At 61.2% G+C, this 17448-nt stretch carries 11 protein-coding genes and 1 pseudogene; 9 read left to right on the top strand and 3 right to left on the bottom strand.

The features are described from left to right. The 3 genes and pseudogenes from ACUY1T_RS15625 to ACUY1T_RS15615 form a co-directional block, all read left to right on the top strand. A pseudogene (locus tag ACUY1T_RS15625) lies at nucleotides 1–301 on the top strand (hypothetical protein); the annotation flags it as partial. Between the two features lie 297 nt (nucleotides 302–598). Continuing rightward, on the top strand, nucleotides 599–2371 hold the full coding sequence (locus tag ACUY1T_RS15620) for a methyl-accepting chemotaxis protein (RefSeq protein ID WP_446024327.1): 1773 nt from the start codon (nucleotides 599–601) through the stop codon (nucleotides 2369–2371). 420 nt (nucleotides 2372–2791) lie between these two features. Next, entirely contained in the window at nucleotides 2792–4405 is a 1614-nt protein-coding gene (locus ACUY1T_RS15615) for a methyl-accepting chemotaxis protein (protein WP_446024325.1), read from the top strand. Between the two features lie 175 nt (nucleotides 4406–4580). Here ACUY1T_RS15615 and ACUY1T_RS15610 read toward each other — a convergent pair whose 3' ends face one another. Further along, the gene (locus tag ACUY1T_RS15610) at nucleotides 4581–4928 is read right to left on the bottom strand and encodes a hypothetical protein (protein ID WP_446024343.1); all 348 of its coding nucleotides are present in this window, start codon (nucleotides 4926–4928) and stop codon (nucleotides 4581–4583) included. Here ACUY1T_RS15610 and ACUY1T_RS15605 point away from each other — a divergent pair. From ACUY1T_RS15605 to ACUY1T_RS15590, 4 genes are all read left to right on the top strand, one after another. Then, entirely contained in the window at nucleotides 4866–6785 is a 1920-nt protein-coding gene (locus tag ACUY1T_RS15605; RefSeq protein WP_446024341.1) for a methyl-accepting chemotaxis protein, read from the top strand. The two genes, ACUY1T_RS15610 and ACUY1T_RS15605, sit on opposite strands and share 63 nt — an antisense overlap. 111 nt (nucleotides 6786–6896) lie before the next feature. Next, nucleotides 6897–7091: a hypothetical protein gene (locus ACUY1T_RS15600; RefSeq protein ID WP_446024323.1), complete on the top strand. Its 195-nt coding sequence runs from the start codon at nucleotides 6897–6899 to the stop codon at nucleotides 7089–7091. Between the two features lie 632 nt (nucleotides 7092–7723). Then, a complete protein-coding gene (locus ACUY1T_RS15595) occupies nucleotides 7724–9409 on the top strand; it encodes a methyl-accepting chemotaxis protein (RefSeq protein WP_446024321.1) in 1686 nt (561 codons plus the stop codon). Between the two features lie 42 nt (nucleotides 9410–9451). Then, nucleotides 9452–10060, top strand: a complete 609-nt coding sequence (locus tag ACUY1T_RS15590) for a cache domain-containing protein (protein WP_446024319.1) — start codon at nucleotides 9452–9454, stop codon at nucleotides 10058–10060. Nucleotides 10061–10199: 139 nt separating this feature from the next. Here the strand turns inward: ACUY1T_RS15590 and ACUY1T_RS15585 are convergent, their stop codons facing one another. Then, nucleotides 10200–12752, bottom strand: coding sequence for a sensor domain-containing protein (locus ACUY1T_RS15585; protein WP_446024317.1), 2553 nt, complete (start codon nucleotides 12750–12752; stop codon nucleotides 10200–10202). Nucleotides 12753–12878: 126 nt separating this feature from the next. Further along, on the bottom strand, nucleotides 12879–14648 hold the full coding sequence (locus tag ACUY1T_RS15580) for a methyl-accepting chemotaxis protein (RefSeq protein ID WP_446024315.1): 1770 nt from the start codon (nucleotides 14646–14648) through the stop codon (nucleotides 12879–12881). 273 nt (nucleotides 14649–14921) lie between these two features. On the opposite strand from ACUY1T_RS15580, the gene ACUY1T_RS15575 reads away from it, so the two are divergent. Both ACUY1T_RS15575 and ACUY1T_RS15570 read left to right on the top strand, forming a co-directional pair. Then, nucleotides 14922–16877 (top strand): methyl-accepting chemotaxis protein, encoded by a 1956-nt coding sequence (locus tag ACUY1T_RS15575; RefSeq protein ID WP_446024313.1) that lies wholly within the window; start codon nucleotides 14922–14924, stop codon nucleotides 16875–16877. Nucleotides 16878–16938: 61 nt separating this feature from the next. Further along, on the top strand, nucleotides 16939–17445 hold the full coding sequence (locus tag ACUY1T_RS15570) for a chemotaxis protein CheW (protein WP_446024311.1): 507 nt from the start codon (nucleotides 16939–16941) through the stop codon (nucleotides 17443–17445). Nucleotides 17446–17448: the final 3 nt, after the last annotated feature.

The raw sequence follows: 17448 nt of genomic DNA, 5'->3' as shown, positions 1-17448 counted from the left end.
CGCCATCCAGCAGCTCGACAGGGTGACCCAGCAGAACACCTCCGCCGCCGAGGAGATGTCGGCTACCGCCGAGGAACTCTCCAGCCAGGCCGAACAGCTGCAGGCCGCGATTGCCTACTTCCGCCTCAACGAGCAAGCCGAGCAAGTGCAGCGGGCGGCATTGTCCGCCGCTGTAAAGGTAACGGCCTCGCGGCCCAGGCAGGAGGAGATCATCGGGCGTGAAGAGGTCGATGGTGGTTTCTCCAAGCGTAATGAGCGCGACGCGTGGGACATTGAACTAAAGCACCGTGAAAGCGCTTGATTGGTAACGCTTAACCGTTTGTCCCCTTCCGTCCGGCATGGGCATTCCTATGTCGGGCGGTTTTTTGCTTGTCTCTCTTTTCTCTCTCAGCCGCCTGGCATCCACTTTACGCGCTTGCTATCCGAGTTGCGTCGGCGGATGGCGGGGAAAGCTTTGGTCTCAATCATCGCGGTCGATAAGTGTTCATCGCAGTCGATAAGCAAGGGAACGGGAGGGCGCGGTGCCCGTGCGAGAGACTGTTCTGTGTCCCCCGCTGGCGGGGAGGGGAAAATGAACTGAAGGACAGAAAAGATAAGTATGATTAGAACAATTGCGGCCAAACTGTTGGCGGTGCAAGGTTTGACCTTGGCCGCGCTCCTCGCGGTGGCGCTACTGGGCCATAACGGCATGAGCCGTATGGAGGGGGTAACGCGTACCATCTACGACGATCGGGTGGTGCCGCTCCGGCAGCTCAAGCGGATATCGGACGCTTATGCGGTCGATATCGTCGATAACGTCCACAAGACCCGCGCTAGGACTAACTCCTGGGAGCAAGGTCTTGCAGACATCGAGGCGGCCCTCGAGCGGATCGAGGTGCAGTGGCAGGCCTATCTTGCGACCCACCTGACCGAGAAGGAAAAGGCCATCGTCTCGACCGTGAGAGAGCGCAAGGCGCTTGCTGATCGTCAGATCGAGAACTTGAAGGACATATATCGGAGCCAGGATCGTTCCCGGCTGAGCGAATTTGCGGAACAGGCGCTTTACCCGACGATCGACCCACTGACCGGGGCAATCGACGACCTCGTCGTATACCAACTGGAAGCCAGTGCGGAGGTCCGTCAGATAGGGGAAGCACTGTTTCGATCCCTTACCCGGCTTGCCATGTGGACGACAGGCGCGGTAATCATCCTTGGGCTGGCCATGGTGAGCTTCTTGGCTATTCGCATCCGACGCAGTCTACGCGATGCAGTTGCCCTTGCCACGGCGGTGGCGGAGGGTGACCTCAATGCAGTGACGACGACAAAATCCAAAGACGAAACCGGGCAAATGATCGACGCGCTGAACCAGATGGTGGCCAGGCTCAAGGAGGTGGTCGGCGAAGTGACCGGCGCGGTGCGCAACGTGGCCTCGGGCAGCCAGGAGATGGCGGCGACCTCCGAGCAGCTCAGCCAGGGCGCCACCGAGCAGGCTGCCTCCGCCGAGGAAGCTTCTTCCTCGATGGAGCAGATGACCGCCAACATCAAGCAGAATGCCGACAACGCCGCCCAGACCGAAAGCATCGCCCGTGATGCGGCCAAGGACGCCGAGGCCTCGGGCCGCGCCGTGTCCGAGGCGGTAGCCGCCATGGAAACCATCGCCGAGAAGATCCTGATCGTGCAGGAGATCGCCCGCCAGACCGACCTGCTGGCACTCAACGCGGCGGTGGAGGCGGCGCGGGCCGGCGAGCACGGGCGCGGCTTCGCGGTGGTTGCCGCCGAGGTGCGCAAGCTGGCCGAGCGTAGCCAGGCGGCGGCCCAGGAGATCTCGGGGCTTTCCGGCGGCACCGTCAAGGCCGCGCGCAGCGCCGGGGAGATGCTCACCAAGCTGGTGCCGGACATCCAGAAGAGCGCCGAGCTGATCGCCGAGATCTCGCTGGCCAGCAACGAACAGAATGAAGGGGCCGCGCAGATCAACGTCGCCATTCAGCAGCTGGACAGGGTTACCCAGCAGAACACCTCCGCCGCCGAGGAGATGTCGGCTACCGCCGAGGAACTCTCCAGCCAGGCCGAACAGCTGCAGGCCGCGATCGCCTACTTCCGCCTCGATGAGAAAGCCGAGCAAGCGCAGCAGGTGGCATTGCCCGCGCGCGGTGCCCGGCCGCTGTCGTTGCCCGCCGCTTCACAGGCAGTAGTAAAAAAAGCTCCCCGGCCCAAGAGCGAGGCGGCCGATGGAGGCTTCGCCTTCGACATGCGTGAAGAAAACGATGCATGGGACGCCGAGTTCAGGCGTAGCGAAACCGCCTTACAGGGCCTATCTGATACACAACCTCTGGATACGAAACCCCTCACCGCCTTCGGGAGGTGGGGGGCACGCCGTGTGCCCAACAGGTAAGGGCCAAGGCCGATAGCGCTTTCGCATTCGATATGAGTGCTGACCGCGACGTGTGGGACGCTGAATTCTAGAATCACGCAAACACTTGATGGTCAGTCCGAATGCTCCGGGTCGGGTGTTTTTTCTTTTGGTGCTGACGAGGCCCCCGAACCGGGAAGTCGCTATCCCTGGTAGAGCTGACAGGATGAGTGTCATTTTGTCTATTTATTATCCAGTTTATGTGCCTGGTGTCCGAATTGCGATGCCTGGGGCTGGGCAGGCTTCAGTCTCGTTTGCCGTGGTCGATAGATGGGGTCAAGAAAATGGTTCGATGAGAGTTCTGAACCCACTGAAAAGCCAATCGAAGGAAAGCGAAAGACCATGAGATTCCTGCGTATCTCCATGCGACTCAATCTACTGGCCGTAGTGATGGTTCTGGGAATGGCCAGCCTGGGGGTATTTAGCCTATTCCAGGAGCAGGGTCATCTGGTCGACGAACGCCAGGAAGCGCTGGCCTCTCTGGTTGAGAGCGCCTTGGGCGTTCTGGTGAATTATCATGAGTTGGAACGCAGCGGCGCGCTCAGCCGCGAGGAAGCGCAAAGGCAAGCACTCGATACCATCAAGGCCATGCGCTACGGCGGGGGAAACTATTTCTGGGTCAATGACATGACGCCGGCCATGGTCATGCATCCAACGGTACCTGATCTGGATGGCCAGGACTTATCGGGTTTCGAGGATCCCAATGGCAAGCGGCTTTTCATTGAAATGGTCGATACCGTAAAAGCGCAAGGTCAAGGGAATGTCGAGTATTTTTGGCCTAAGCCTGGCTTCGATGAACCCGTGCCGAAGTCTTCCAATGTCGCCGGCTTCGAACCATGGGGCTGGGTCGTGGGCACGGGACTTTACATTGATGATCTTGACGACATTTTTTGGAGCAATGCTCAGCAGTTGAGCATCATGTTCGCCATTTGCGGGCTCATTCTCTTTATTTTCATCTTCAGCATTTCACGCCATATCAAGGATGGTTTGGCTAGTGCATTGGGATTGGCCAATGCGGTTGCCACCGGCAACCTCGACGCCACGGCAACGGTGAAATCCAATGATGAGATCAAGGAAGTGATCGACGCTCTCAACGCCATGGCTACCAAGCTGAAAGAAGTGGTGGGCGAGGTGGCGCTGGTCACGGGGCATGTGGCTTCCGGTAGCCAGAAGATGGCGGCGGCCTCCGAACAGCTCAGCCAGGGCGCCACCGAGCAGGCCGCCTCGGCAGAGGAGGCCTCGTCCTCGATGGAGCAGATGACCGCCAACATCAAGCAGAACGCCGACAACGCCGTCCAGACCGAAAGCATAGCCCGTGACGCGGCCAGCGATGCCGAGGCTTCGGGCCGCGCCGTGACCGAGGCGGTGGGCGCGATGGAGGCCATTGCCGAGAAGATCCTGATCGTGCAGGAGATCGCCCGCCAGACCGACCTGCTGGCGCTCAACGCGGCGGTCGAGGCGGCACGTGCCGGCGAGCACGGGCGCGGCTTCGCGGTGGTCGCCGCCGAGGTGCGCAAGCTGGCCGAGCGCAGCCAGGCGGCGGCCCAGGAGATCTCGGGGCTTTCCGGCGGCACCGTCAAGGCGGCTCAGTCGGCCGGCGAGATGCTCACCCGGCTGGTGCCGGACATCCAGAAGAGCGCCGAGCTGATCGCCGAGATCTCGCTGGCCAGCAACGAACAGAATGAAGGGGCCGCGCAGATCAACGTCGCCATCCAGCAGCTCGACAGGGTGACCCAGCAGAACACTGCTGCTGCTCGCGAGATGTCGATTACCGCCGGGGAACTCTCCGGCCAGGCCGAACGGCTGCAGGTCGCGATCGCCTACTTCCGCGTAGATGAGCAAGTCGAGCGAGCGCAGCGGGCGGCGTTGCCCGCCGCTTCAAAGGCAACGAAGACTTCAAGGTTCGGGCAGGAGGAGAGCGCCGGGCGTCAAGCGGCCGGTGGTGGCTTCGCCTTCGGCATGCATGAAGAGAATGATGCATGGGGCGCCGAGTTTAGGTGTAACGAGCGCCCTTGATGGCATTGGCCTGAGCTTGCCAGAAATACTGTCGAGCGAAGCTGTTTTTGAGTAACACTTGTTAGTCCCCTTTCCGCCCGGATCGGATCACCCGTGATGGGCGTTTTTTTTTGCGACTCATGTCCGCTTTGCGCGGCAATTATCCACACAGCGTAGGTAGGTCGCAGGGAGGGGTTTAGCCCGAATTGGTGCTGTCGATATTAAAGGTATAGCGCAGTGGGAAGGCCTGTCGTCGTTGTATTTCAACCATGCGCCATTGTGAAACAATGAAAGAGGAAGGATGATGCTTACTCGGCAGCAAAACAGAGTATGGAACGCCATGTCGCTTCGCTCCCTTCAGGCGAAAGTCGGCATCTCGATGGCCGTGCTTCTCGTCTTGGGTTTTGGCGGTGCGATTGGCCTGCTTGCCGAGCGTACCGCCAGGTTGCACGAACAGGCCATTTTGGAGTTGGTAAATGAAATGGCACGTGCCGAGGCGGAGCAGGTCGGCACCGCTTTGGAAAAATCCATGCGAACGGCTCACACCCTATCTGGTGTCTTGACCGGCCTGAAGTTGGAAGGGGCAGCGAACCGCCAGGCGGCGGATGCCATGTTGCGCCAGGTGCTGATCGATGACCCTTCGCTGGTGGGCGTATATACGCTATGGGAGCCTGGCGCGTTCGATGATTACGATGCCGACCATGTCAATGCCAAGGGGCATGATGAAACGGGCCGCTACATTCCTTACTGGACGAATGGCAGCGGTGCCGTGGAGGTCGAGCCGCTCGTCAGTTATGAAGTGCCAGGCGATGGCGACTACTACTTGCTGCCCAAACGGACCGGTAAACCCGTCCTGACCGATCCCTATTTCTACCCCATCGCAGGGGAAGATGTATTACTGACCAGCTTCGTGATTCCCATCGTGATCGATGGTCGGTTTCAGGGCATCGCTGGCGTTGACATGCCCTTGTCTGGGCTTCATGAAACCATCTCCAGGATCGAGCCCTTCGACGGTGCTCGTGCAAGCCTGATTTCTTCCGGCGGCTTCTATGTCAGTACCCCCGATGTTGCCCTGCTGGGCCAGAGTGTGAGCGACACCGATGCCTTCGCTCAGGCCAAGTCACGTATCGTGGCTGGAGAAGCATTCTACGAAACCGTGGGCGACCCCGAAACGGGGGATGAACTCTATCGTACCTATATGCCCGTCACCGTCAGCGGTACCGATACGCCCTGGATGCTGGAGATTGCCGTATCGACGGACGTCATTCTGGATTCGATTGTCGATATACGTAACTTTGCCGCCCTGATCGGGGGTATCGCGGTGGTCGTGCTGCTTGGGCTATTGCTGTGGCTCCTGAACCGGCTGGTCGTCAGGCCGCTCGATCGTGCGGCCGCTGCGGCGGACCGCATGGCCCAGGGAGACCTGTCACAGCGGGTCGAGGTGACATCGAATGACGAAATCGGGCGACTGCAGCATTCCTTGCTGGAGATGGCTGCCAAACTCTCGAACGTCGTCGGGAATGTCACGAAGACCGCCCGCAACGTCGCCTCCGGTAGCCAGGAGATGGTAACGGCCTCGGCGCAGCTTAGCCAGGGTGCCACCGAGCAGGCCGCCTCGGCCGAGCAGGCCTCGTCCTCGATGGAGCAGATGACGGCCAACATCAAGCAGAGCGCCGACAATGCCGCCCAGACCGAGAGCATCGCCCGCGATGCGGCCAACGACGCCGAGGCCTCGGGCCGCGCCGTGACCGAGGCGGTGGGTGCGATGGAGACCATTGCCGAGAAGATCCTGATCGTGCAGGAGATCGCCCGCCAGACCGATCTGCTGGCGCTCAACGCCGCGGTGGAGGCGGCGCGGGCCGGCGAGCACGGGCGTGGCTTCGCGGTGGTTGCCGCCGAGGTGCGCAAGCTGGCCGAGCGTAGCCAGGCAGCGGCCCAGGAGATCTCGGGGCTCTCCGGCGGCACCGTCAAGGCGGCTCAGTCGGCCGGCGAGATGCTCGCCAAGCTGGTGCCGGACATCCAGAAGAGCGCCGAGCTGATCGCCGAGATATCGCTGGCCAGCCGCGAGCAGGATGCCGGGGCCAGCCAGGTCAACGTCGCCATCCAGCAGCTCGACAGGGTGACCCAGCAGAACACTGCTGCTGCTCGCGAGATGTCGGTTACCGCCGAGGAACTCTCCGGCCAGGCCGAACGGCTGCAGGCTGCGATCGCCTATTTCCGCCTCGATGAGAAAGCCGAGCAAGCCGCGCCAACGCAGCGTGCGGCATTACCGGCCGCTTCTCAGGTGGTGGCGAAGGCTCCGTGCTCCAGGCGGGAAGCGGCCGATGGTGGCTTCGCCTTCGGCATGGGTGAAGAGGACGATGCATGGGACGCCGAGTTCAGTCGCAATGAGCGCGCTTGATGGCACCGGCCAGGGCTTGCTCGTGAACTAGCCCCCTTCCGTCCGGCATGGCACCCCTGTGCCGGGCGGCTTTTTCTTCCTTGAGTGGGAATGGACGCCGGGAGTAAGAACATGATGAAGCTGAAAAGCCATCAAAAGCAGGCAATGGTGGAAGAGCTGGTACAAACCATGGAGCGCTTCCATCGGGAGGTACTCGGCACCCCTCAAGCCTATGAGGCGATACATTTGGAGATCGATGCCGCCGGGCGTATTACCATCTTGATTCGCCCCCAGAAGGCTGAGCTGCCTTTTCTTCCTCTGGAGTGAGCTCTTCCTCTGGAGTGGCCTGCGCATTGTCTGAAAACTGCCTGTGCTCGATGTCTTTTTCAGACAACGCATGACGTCATATCGGCCCGTTTGGTCGTGCCGTTCAGACCTGTAGTGCCTCCTGCACCAATGCGTGCCCTTTGTTTTTTGGTCATTTCGTATACGTTTAACGCACAATTTATCCGAAAAGCGCTTTCGGGGGCTGGACGAGCTTTAGTTACTGTTTGCCATTTCCGATACAAAGCCTGAAGAAGGAAAAATGGCAGTGATTTCACGTATGACGGCCTGCCGAAATCCTGGAAGACATTCATGACGACGAAAAAGTGAAAAAAATGCTTGACAAAATTGTTTTTGGGGGGGGGGGGGGGGGGGGGGGGGGGGGGGGGGGGGGGGGGGGGGGGGGGGGGGGGGGGGGGGGGGGGGGGGCGGGGGGNACGACGACGAAAAAGGGAAAAAAAGGTTTGAAAAAGTTGTTTTTACCCCCCCCCCCCCCCCCGAAAAATCCGGGCGGTGAGTCGATCCCTACTGAATGAGAATTGCACGCTGCCTTTGCGCTGCCTCCAGCTGAAGCAATAGAAGGCGTCGAGCGCTGAATAACGACAAGTTCCAGTTCTCAACATGGGGATGAAAGAATGAGGCTGACACTCAAGGCCAAACTCACTGCTGCTTTCGGCGCGGTAATAGTAATCGCTGCAGCAGGCATGGGCATCGGTATCGTCAACCTTGGCAACCTGAACGCCAATGTGGAGCGGATCAGTCAGGAAGACTGGCCAAAGGTCGAGCGATCCAAGGAGTTTCTGGCGCTGGTCAATGAAAATTCACGCGCCAATTTCGAGATGATTCTTGCCGAAGCGGCCGATGAGCGTTCTAGGTTAAGTACACAAATATCGAACAATGCCGCTACCATCACCGATCAGATCAACCAGGTCGAGGCGATGCTCTACGCCGCCGAGGGCCGGGAGTTACTCGCCCGCGTCAAGGAAACCAGAGTGCCTTATGTGGCCAGTTTTGGCGAGATCACGGGACTTCTCGATGGGGGTGACCGCCAGGGTGCCATTCACGTTGCCAATAGCATCATGGTTCCCGCCCTTGAAGAGTTCGTAGGTGCCATCAATGCATTCGTGGCGTTCCAGGGCGACCTCGTGAACCAGGCTGGAGAAGAGGCAGCAGCGGCCTATTCGGATAGCCGCACGATGATGCTGGCCATTTTGGCTCTGGCCGTACTGGTGGCAATGGGCGTGGCATTCTGGATCATTCGCGACGTCACCAGGCAGCTTGGTGGAGAGCCGGCCTATGCCCAGGAAGTCATGCGGGAAATCGCCGCCGGCAATCTCGATGTGGCGGTAGCCACGAGGAAGGGAGACAGCTTGAGCCTGCTGGCGGCTGCCCGGGACATGGCCGCCAAGCTGCGCGAGGTGGTCGGCGAGGTGACCGGCGCGGTGCGCAACGTGGCTTCGGGCAGCCAGGAGATGGCCGCTGCTTCCGAGCAGCTCAGCCAGGGGGCCACCGAGCAGGCCGCCTCCGCCGAGGAAGCTTCTTCCTCGATGGAACAGATGACCGCAAACATCAAGCAGAGCGCCGACAATGCCGCCCAGACCGAAAGCATCGCCCGCCACGCGGCCAACGACGCAGAGGCCTCGGGCCGCGCCGTGTCCGAGGCGGTAGCCGCCATGGAAACCATCGCCGAGAAGATCCTGATCGTGCAGGAGATCGCCCGCCAGACCGACCTGCTGGCACTCAACGCGGCGGTGGAGGCGGCGCGGGCCGGCGAGCACGGGCGCGGCTTCGCGGTGGTTGCCGCCGAGGTGCGCAAGCTGGCCGAGCGCAGCCAGGTGGCGGCCCAGGAAATCTCGGGACTCTCCGGCGACACCGTCAAGGCCGCGCGCAGTGCCGGGGAGATGCTCGTCAAGCTGGTGCCGGACATTCAGAAGAGCGCCGAGCTGATCGCCGAGATATCGGCGGCCAGCCGCGAGCAGGATGCCGGGGCCGCGCAGATCAACGTTGCCATCCAGCAGCTCGATAAAGTCACCCAGCAGAACACCTCCGCGGCCGAGGAGGTGTCGGCTACCGCCGAGGAGCTCTCCAGCCAGGCCGAGCAGTTGCAGGCTGCCATTGCCTACTTCCGCGTCGATGTGCAGTCACGACCGGCGGCTTTGCTGTCGGGCCCTGCCCGGCCAGCTGCGGTCTCGAAGACGCTAGCGACCACGGCCAAGGCGCCACGTGCTCAGCCGGCCAAGTCCGCTGGCGGCTTCGCTCTCGAGATGAGCGATGCCGATGACACCTTGGATGTCGAGTTTGAACGCCGCGAAAACGCATAAGGCAACTGACTCTACTGGTCTGGGCATGTCCGAACCTTCGGCATGAGAAGGCCAGTGGCGGCTTCGCTTGCGACATGCGTGATAGCCGTGATGTATGGGACGCCGAATTCGAGCGTTGCGAAACCACGTGATGAACGGGGTCGCCCGCGGCCCCTGTGTTTGGAAAGTAGCCGGGTGAATCCCCGATCGAGGAGAACTACAATGAGACATCTTTTGGCAGCTTTGGCAATTTCGACTGCGGTAATTTCCGCGCCCGCCCAGGCCGCGGAGCGTGGCACAATGGCGGAGGCTCAGGCCATGGCCGAGCGGGCGGCAGCCTTTCTGAAGGAGCATGGCCGCGATGCGGCACGGGAAGCCTTTTCCACCAAGGGCGGTGAATGGCACGACCGCGATCTATATGTCTTTTCCATGACCGGTCAGGCGGTCATGACCTCGCACGGCCAGATTGAAAGCATGGTCGGTAACGACACGCTCGACATGACCGACGCCGCCGGTCAGCCCTACCGTCGCGAGATGGTGGCGATCCAGGACGCGGACTGGGTGGATTACCTGTTCCGCCACCCACAGACGGGTGAAATCGAACCGAAGTCGAGCTACTGTATCCGCGCATTGCCCGACGATATCGTCTGTGTCGGTGCCTACAAGGAATAACGGCAGAACGCAGGCGGAGCGACAGTTGGCCAAGCCGTGTGCCTTGTTTTCGTTCCGCCTCAACGATTCATTCAGCGCTTTCTGAAGCCCATGAGCACGCATTCCTGCCGGAATGCCAATGTCAGCGACATTCTCAATATCAAGGTCTGGCTGTCTCCGTAGCGGGATGGTTGCCGATGAAAGCCTGCGGCAACGAGGCGATCTCGGCCTCCGGCAACGGCTTGCTGTAGAGGAACCCTTGCGCTAGCTGGCAGCCGTGGGCCGTGAGGAAGGCTGCCTGTTGAACCGTTTCGACACCCTCCGCCACCACCTGTTGCCCGAGGCTGCGTGCGATGGACAGTATCGCTTTCACGAGTTCGGCGCCGTAGTGGTCGGTAATGGCGCTTTGAATGAACGACCGGTCGATCTTCAAGGTGTCGATGGGGAACCGCGCGAGATAGCTCAATGCCGAATAACCCGTGCCGAAGTCGTCGATGGCGATGGTAATACCCATGGCCCGCAGTGCCGACAGCGTATCCAGCGTCCCGTCATTATTGTCGAGGAGCAGACTTTCGGTGATTTCGAGTTCTATCCATTCCGGGCGGCAGGCAGTGTCGTCCAGGATGTCGGCGACTGCCCCGGCCAGGTCCTGTAACTGGAATTGTCTGGCCGACAGGTTGATCGCCACCTTGTGGGCAGGTTTGGCTTCGCCGTTCCACTTGGCAGCCGTGCGGCAGGCCTCTCGCAGCACCCATGCACCGAGATCGACGATCAGTCCGGTGTCTTCGGCGATCTGGATGAACTGCATGGGTGGCACCATGCCAAGCCGTGGATGGCGCCATCTCAGCAAGGCTTCCGAGCCGACCATCATGCCTTCGTGCAGCAACACCTTGGGCTGGTAATGCAGCTCGAGCTCGTTGCGCTCGACGGCCCGTCGCAGTTCCGATTCCAGCACGAGGCGCTGCTGGGCGTTGGCCGTCAAATCCTCCGAGTAGTAACGGAAATTGTTGCGCCCTGAGCGTTTGGCGCAGTACATCGCCGAGTCCGCGTACTTTACGAGATCATCGGCGTTGCTGCTGTCATCAGGGTATACCGCGACCCCGAGACTGCACGAGACGAAGACCTCCTTGCCATCCAGCAGGAAAGGCTCATCGAACTTGCCGAGTATCCTGTCGGCGATACGGCCCAAGCCATCGCCGTGACTGATCTCGGGCAGCAGAATGGCGAATTCGTCGCCACCGAAGCGTGCCACGGTGTCATGGTTGCGTACACACGCTCTCAGTCGTGCAGCCACCTCGCACAGCAGCTCGTCGCCGACGGCGTGCCCCATGGTGTCGTTTACCTCTTTGAAACGATCCAGGTCGATCAGCATCACGCCCGCTATCTGGCCGTGGCATGAAGCGTCGGCGATCATCTGTCGCAGGCGGTCGTTGAACAGCGCTCGGTTTGGCAGCGAGGTAAGGGGATCGTAAAAGGCCATTTGATGGATCTTCTGGCGGGAGGCATTTAGCTCGGTGATGTCGCGCCCGACTGCCAGGACGCTTTCTACCGTGCCATCTTCACCAAATTCCGGTGTCAGGCGGATCAGGGTGCAGAACTCCCGACCACCCTTGTTTTTCCACGTGAACTCGAATTCACGATCTTTCGCGGTCGTGAATACCTTACGCATTTGCTGCTCGTAGATGACGCTGGTTGGTCCACCGGGGCATTCCGAAGGTGTCTTGCCAATCAATACCGTGGCCCCGCCCTCGATCAGTGCAGCGAAGGCCGGATTGACGTACAGGCGCCGGAAATCACGATCGTAGCGCGCCACCGTGTCGGGTGTGTTTTCGACCAGGGTGCGGAATTCCCGCTCGCGCGCGGCGAGTGCCTCCTCCATGTGCTTGCGCTGGGTGATATCGCATCCGACGCCAAATACTCCGGTCATCCTGCCCTTGGCGTCGAATACCGGAATCTTGCGCGTTTCCAACAAGATACGCTGGCCAATCCCGCGGTGTGTGATCCACTCCTCGTCGATGCAGAGGCGCCCGGCCTCTATGGCGGCCCGGTCCGTTTCACGGCAGCGAGTGGCAGTCTCGGGATCGAACAGATCGTAGTCGGTTCCTCCGATGACCTCGGCTTCCGGCTTGCCCACGGCCTGCTCGAATGCCTGGTTGCAAAACAGGAAAATGCCATCCATGTCCTTGAGCCATACCGCATCGGGAATGGCTTGCACCACGCTGAGCAGGCGTGTGCGTGCCTCTTCGAGGGCATGTTCCACCTTCTTGCGCTCGGTAATGTCACGCGACAACACCAGAAAGGAATCTTCGGAAGGTCGTTCGCCGTGCTTCTTCGCCAGGGAGTGCTCGAACCAGAGCAACGTACCGTCCTGCTGGGGGATACTGATGATATGGCCGTAAGACACCCCTTTTTCGTCAGCCGTTGCAAGAGCCTCCATCGCCGAGGTGGCCTGTTCGGGCGGAAGTATCTCGTGGACCGTTCTGCCCAGTAGGGCTTCCTTTGGTGCAGCCAGCAGGTCGAAGTTCTTCGTCCAGACATTCAGATACCTGCCGTCCCGATCTACCTCGAACAGCACGTCGGGGATGGCATTGATGATCCCCTGGGCCAGCTCGAGTGCTTCCCTGGAACTCCACTCCTCTCGCTCGAGCCCTGTACCATTCGTCGTGCAGACGGCAGGTGGCAGGGGCTTGTCGCAGTTATCGTATCGAGTCATTGAACCTCTGTGCTCCAGGTCGGGCAGCTGCGGGGATGGGCTTGGGCAAGGCTGCCCTGGCGATGTGAGGCGGAATTGCCAGGGCCGCTATGCTGCGATTCGAAAGCCCGGTCGAAATCGCTCGGATCATGCCGCGGTCAGGTGGGTGCCATCGGTTAGACGCAGCAGCGCATCAGGCTGCGGTTGCGGCGCCGGAAGAGCGATTGCCTGATCGGTGCCTTCGAGCTTGAATACCCTCACTGCTTCTACCAGGTGTCTGGCCTGCCGGTCCAAGCTGTCGGCGGCCGCTGCGGCCTCTTCTACCAGCGATGCGTTCTGCTGGGTCACCGCATCGAGCTGGGTGGTGGCATCGCTTACCTGGGCGATCCCTATCGTTTGCTCGGCGGTTGCGGCACTGATCTCACCGATCATCCGGGTAACATTGCGCACCTGCTCGACGATCTCGCGCATCGTGCCGCCCGCCTGGCTGGCCAGCTCGCTGCCGGCATCTATCTTGGCCACGCTGTCCTGGATCAATTGGCGTATCTCCTGGGCCGACGCGGAGCTCCGCTGGGCCAGGCTACGCACTTCCTGAGCCACTACGGCGAAGCCTCGACCCTGCTCGCCGGCACGCGCCGCTTCCACCGAGGCGTTCAAGGCCAGGATGTTGGTCTGGAAGGCGATCTCGTCCATGACCGCGATGATGTTGGCAATGCGCTTTGAGGAGGACTGGATGTCCGCCATCGTCGCTACCACCTGGGACACCACCTCGCCACCCTGATTGGCAGCCTCGCTGGCACCGTTGGCCAGTTTCTCGGCATGGGTGGCCGTCTCGGCGCTGTTTTGGACGGTGCTGGTGATCTGCTCCATGGAGGCGGCGGTCTGCTGCAGGTTGGAGGCTTGCTCCTCGGTACGCTGGGAAAGGTCGGTATTGCCTGCGGCAATCTGGGCGGTACCGGCCGCCACCCCCTCGCTGCCTTCACGTACCGTTTTCACCACCTTACGCAGGGCGTCCTGCATCCGTGCCAAGGACGACAGCAGGCTCTGGGGCTTGATGCCTTTCAGCTCGATCGTGGTCGAGAGGTCGCCTTGCGAGATACGCTCTACCAGCTTCCGGACCTTGGCCGGCTCGGCGCCGAGTTGGCCGAGTATGCCGCGGTAGCCCCACCAAAGCAGGGTGGCCACGGCAATGACCAAAGCAGCGGCCAGCGCCAGGGCAATGTTGCTCCACAGATCCCGCATGCGGCTGGCATCGGCTACCGCTCCGGCGGTGCGGGCATCCAGCAGTGCGTAGAACTCATCGATCGGCTCCATGATGTTGGCCTTGTAGCGATGATAATCCTCGCCATACATCATCCGTCGCGCCCGCTGCAGGTTCGCTTCGACCGCCCGTGCGGAAGCCCCACCAGTGGCGCGATGAGCCCGCTCGGCCAGCGCCATGGCCTCGGTCTCGAGTTCGACCAGGTCGTTAGAGCGGCGCTGCGCTTCGGCCAACTGCTCCAGCTCCTGCTCGCTGAAGCCGGCCTGACGCATCAGGTCGAGCAAGCCCGCGGGTTCACCCATAGGGTGGGGGGACGGCTGGTCCGCCGCCAGGAAGTCCCAATGTATCCGCTCGTAATGCTGTGGCCTTGGCTGGCTGCCCGCCCGGATATCGATCACCTCCTGATATTGCTGGGTCCATTTGGGGTCCCCGGTGATGACGAAGGTCCTCGCCAGGCGCGTGAGGGCATCGGAACTCTGTCGCAATTCGGTGGCCAGGAGGAACGACTGGTAGCGCGATTCCGTGGCCGTCTCGAGTGTCTTTTCAGCCTGCTGTGAGGCGTAGGAGGCTGCCAATATCAGAAGCGTGAGTCCGAAAACGACGGAGAACAGAATACGGAATATTGCCTTGACCGACAGTGATTGACTGGAGTCCATTTTCATCTCGCACTGGAAAAGTTCGTTTCTACATGTGTGTTCACTCTTTATCGGCAGATGAGCAGGAATATATTGTCCGTTTTGCGCCGAAGGTATCCAAATTGCGCGCATGAGTGGCGAGGTGGGCTTGGGTCTTTGCAATCGTGGCCGATAGGAGGAGTGTCAAGACGCTGAATATGGAGCAACACGCATGAAACGCCTGTCCATGGTCGCCATGGCCATCGTTCAACCCGCTAACGAGGCTGGCTTACGCTGATAATGATGAAATCGCTTATGACCCTACGTATGCGTCTGCTTCTGATGGCTGCAATCCCGTTCCTGGGACTGTTGTTCTTCGCAGTAACGGACATGATCGAAAAGCGAGAGCTGCTGAACGAGGCGGAAACTGTCAGCTTGCTCAGCGAGTTTTCCGGCAGGGCGGGCAATCTCGTTCATCACCTCCAGCGCGAGCGCGGCGCTTCCGCAGTTTATCTGGCCAGCCGGGGGCAGGAGGGCGGCGACACGCTCGCCAGCCAGCGCCGGCTCACCGACGAGGCACGCACGGCGTTCGATGACTTCATGGCGGGGTTCGACGTCGATTCCTTCGGCGGCGAATTTCGTGCCCGACTCGATGTGGCTTTGACCGGGCTCGGCCAGTTCGATGCCCATCGCGAGACGGTCCAGGCCCAGGGAATATCGGCGGCCGATAGCAATGGCTGGTTCACCGCCACCAATGCCGACCTGCTGAACGCGGTGGCACTCATTGCCGTGCTGTCGAGCGATAGCGAACTGGCCAGAAATGCCATGGCCTATGTCAATTATCTGCGCGGTAAGGAACTGGCGGGCCAGGAGCGGGCGACCGGAGCGGCGGGTATCTCGGCGGGGCGTTTCCCACATGGGGTCTATATGCGTTACCTGAGTGTCGTCGGCGAGCAGGAAACCTTTTTCGGCCTGTTCGAGGATGTCGCCACGCCTGAGATACAGGCATTCTACGCGCAGACGGTAACGGGCCGGTCGGTCGAGGAGGTCGAGCGCATGCGTGGGGTCTCCATCAAGGGAGGGCTCATGGGCCTGCTCGAAGACCTGACCGGGCCTTACTGGTACGAGATGGCGACCGCGCGCATCGACCTGATGAAGCAGGTCGAGGACTTCATCGCCGGGGAACTGGTGGCGCGCGCCGAGACGATGCATGCGGATGCGCGGAATAGCTTGCTCGTCGATGTCTCGGTGCTGCTCGTCGGGCTGCTCGTCATGCTCGCTGCGGTGTTCTTGATTACCCGCGGCATTCTCAAGCAGCTCGGTGGCGAGCCGGCCTATGCGCTCAGGATCATGCGCGCAGTGGCCGATGGCGACCTGGGTATCACCATCGAGGTGAAAAAGGGTGACGAGTCGAGCCTGCTGGCCGGGCTCAAGGACATGGTGATTCGCCTGCGGCACATGATGAAGGACGTCAATGCGGCTTCCGCGGCCGTTTCCACGGGCGCCGGGAATGTTTCCTCGAGTTCCGGGCAGTTGAGCGAGGGGGCAGCCGAGCAGGCGGCTTCCTCGCAGGCGGCGAGTTCCGCGGTCGAGCAGATGACGGGCAGCACCGCCCAGATGGCGGAGAACATGGCGCGCACCGAGCAAATCGCTCGCCAGTCGGCCGGCAATGCCCGCAAGAGCGGCGAGGCGGTGGCCAAGGCGGTCGATGCCATGCAGACCATCGCCGAGAAGATCCTAGTCGTCCAGGAGATCGCCCGCCAGACCGACCTGCTGGCGCTCAATGCGGCAGTGGAAGCGGCACGCGCCGGCGAGCACGGCCGCGGCTTCGCGGTGGTTGCCGCCGAGGTGCGCAAGCTGGCCGAGCGCAGCCAGGGGGCGGCGCAGGAAATCTCGGGGCTTTCCTCCGACACGATGGAGGCGGCACTGCAGGCGGGCGGGATGCTCGACGAACTGGTGCCGGACATCGAGCGGACCGCCCAGCTGGTCGTCGAGTCGGCCGCGGCCACCAATGAACAGAATGCCAGTGTCCAGCAGATCAATACGACCGTCCTGCAGCTCGATGACGTGACGCAACAGGTCGCCAATGCCTCCGAACAGCTTTCCTCGACCGCTGAGGAACTGATGGAGCAGTCTGGGAAGCTTCAGGAGGCGATTTGCTATTTCCGCCTGGAGCGCGATACCGCCACGGCGCAAGTAAGGTCGAGTTCCGAAGCAACCGGAGTCGTGGAGGGCAGGGCGCTGTTGGTGAGCGGAAGTGTGGGTGGCTAGCGATACGTATGACGCTGGTTTCGAAGACGAACGCATCATGTGAATGTAAAGGAGATCCGCCATGGCGGAAGCCGTGCAGTACGTGACTCTCGGCATCGCGAGCGAACTGCTTGCGGTACCGGTCGAGAGAGTCAGGGAAATTCTGGAAAGCCAGCCGCTCTCGCGATTGCCCCATGCGCCGCCCTGGTTCCTGGGCATGATCGATGTGCGCGGACAAGGGGTTCCGGTGGTCGACCTGCGGGTAAAGCTCGGCTTCGAAGCGGGTGAGGATAACGAAAATACCCGCATCATCGTGCTCGAGCTGAGTGGGGAGCAGGGTGAGTTGACCGTAGGGCTCAAGACCGACCGCGTTTATGAAGTCACGCCTCTCGATCAAGCCGAGCTTACTCCACCACCACGGGTTGGTTCTGGCTGGCGGGCCGAGTTCATCGTCGGTATCGGCCGTTGTAATGGAAGCTTCGTCACCGTGCTCGATCTCGATCATTTGTTCGCCAGCACGGAGGTGGCGTTGATCGCACCGGTAGTGGAGCAGGCCAGCATTGATGCTGCCCGATATGGAGAGGGCTAGCTC

This window comes from Billgrantia sp. Q4P2 (assembly GCF_052806135.1).
The sequence above is the reverse complement of the archived record's forward strand: the minus strand, read 5'-3'. Positions and strand labels throughout refer to the sequence as shown.

Excerpts from the sequence above, each read along its gene's own strand:
- ACUY1T_RS15620 (WP_446024327.1), top strand. The coding sequence starts at position 599 with ATGATTAGAACAATTGCGGCCAAACTGTTGGCGGTGCAAGGTTTGACC.
- ACUY1T_RS15615 (WP_446024325.1), top strand. The coding sequence starts at position 2,792 with ATGGCCAGCCTGGGGGTATTTAGCCTATTCCAGGAGCAGGGTCATCTG.
- ACUY1T_RS15605 (WP_446024341.1), top strand. The coding sequence starts at position 4,866 with ATGGCACGTGCCGAGGCGGAGCAGGTCGGCACCGCTTTGGAAAAATCC.
- ACUY1T_RS15600 (WP_446024323.1), top strand. The coding sequence starts at position 6,897 with ATGATGAAGCTGAAAAGCCATCAAAAGCAGGCAATGGTGGAAGAGCTG.
- ACUY1T_RS15595 (WP_446024321.1), top strand. The coding sequence starts at position 7,724 with ATGAGGCTGACACTCAAGGCCAAACTCACTGCTGCTTTCGGCGCGGTA.
- ACUY1T_RS15590 (WP_446024319.1), top strand. The coding sequence starts at position 9,452 with ATGAGAAGGCCAGTGGCGGCTTCGCTTGCGACATGCGTGATAGCCGTG.
- ACUY1T_RS15585 (WP_446024317.1), bottom strand. The coding sequence starts at position 12,752 with ATGACTCGATACGATAACTGCGACAAGCCCCTGCCACCTGCCGTCTGC.
- ACUY1T_RS15580 (WP_446024315.1), bottom strand. The coding sequence starts at position 14,648 with ATGGACTCCAGTCAATCACTGTCGGTCAAGGCAATATTCCGTATTCTG.
- ACUY1T_RS15575 (WP_446024313.1), top strand. The coding sequence starts at position 14,922 with ATGACCCTACGTATGCGTCTGCTTCTGATGGCTGCAATCCCGTTCCTG.
- ACUY1T_RS15570 (WP_446024311.1), top strand. The coding sequence starts at position 16,939 with ATGGCGGAAGCCGTGCAGTACGTGACTCTCGGCATCGCGAGCGAACTG.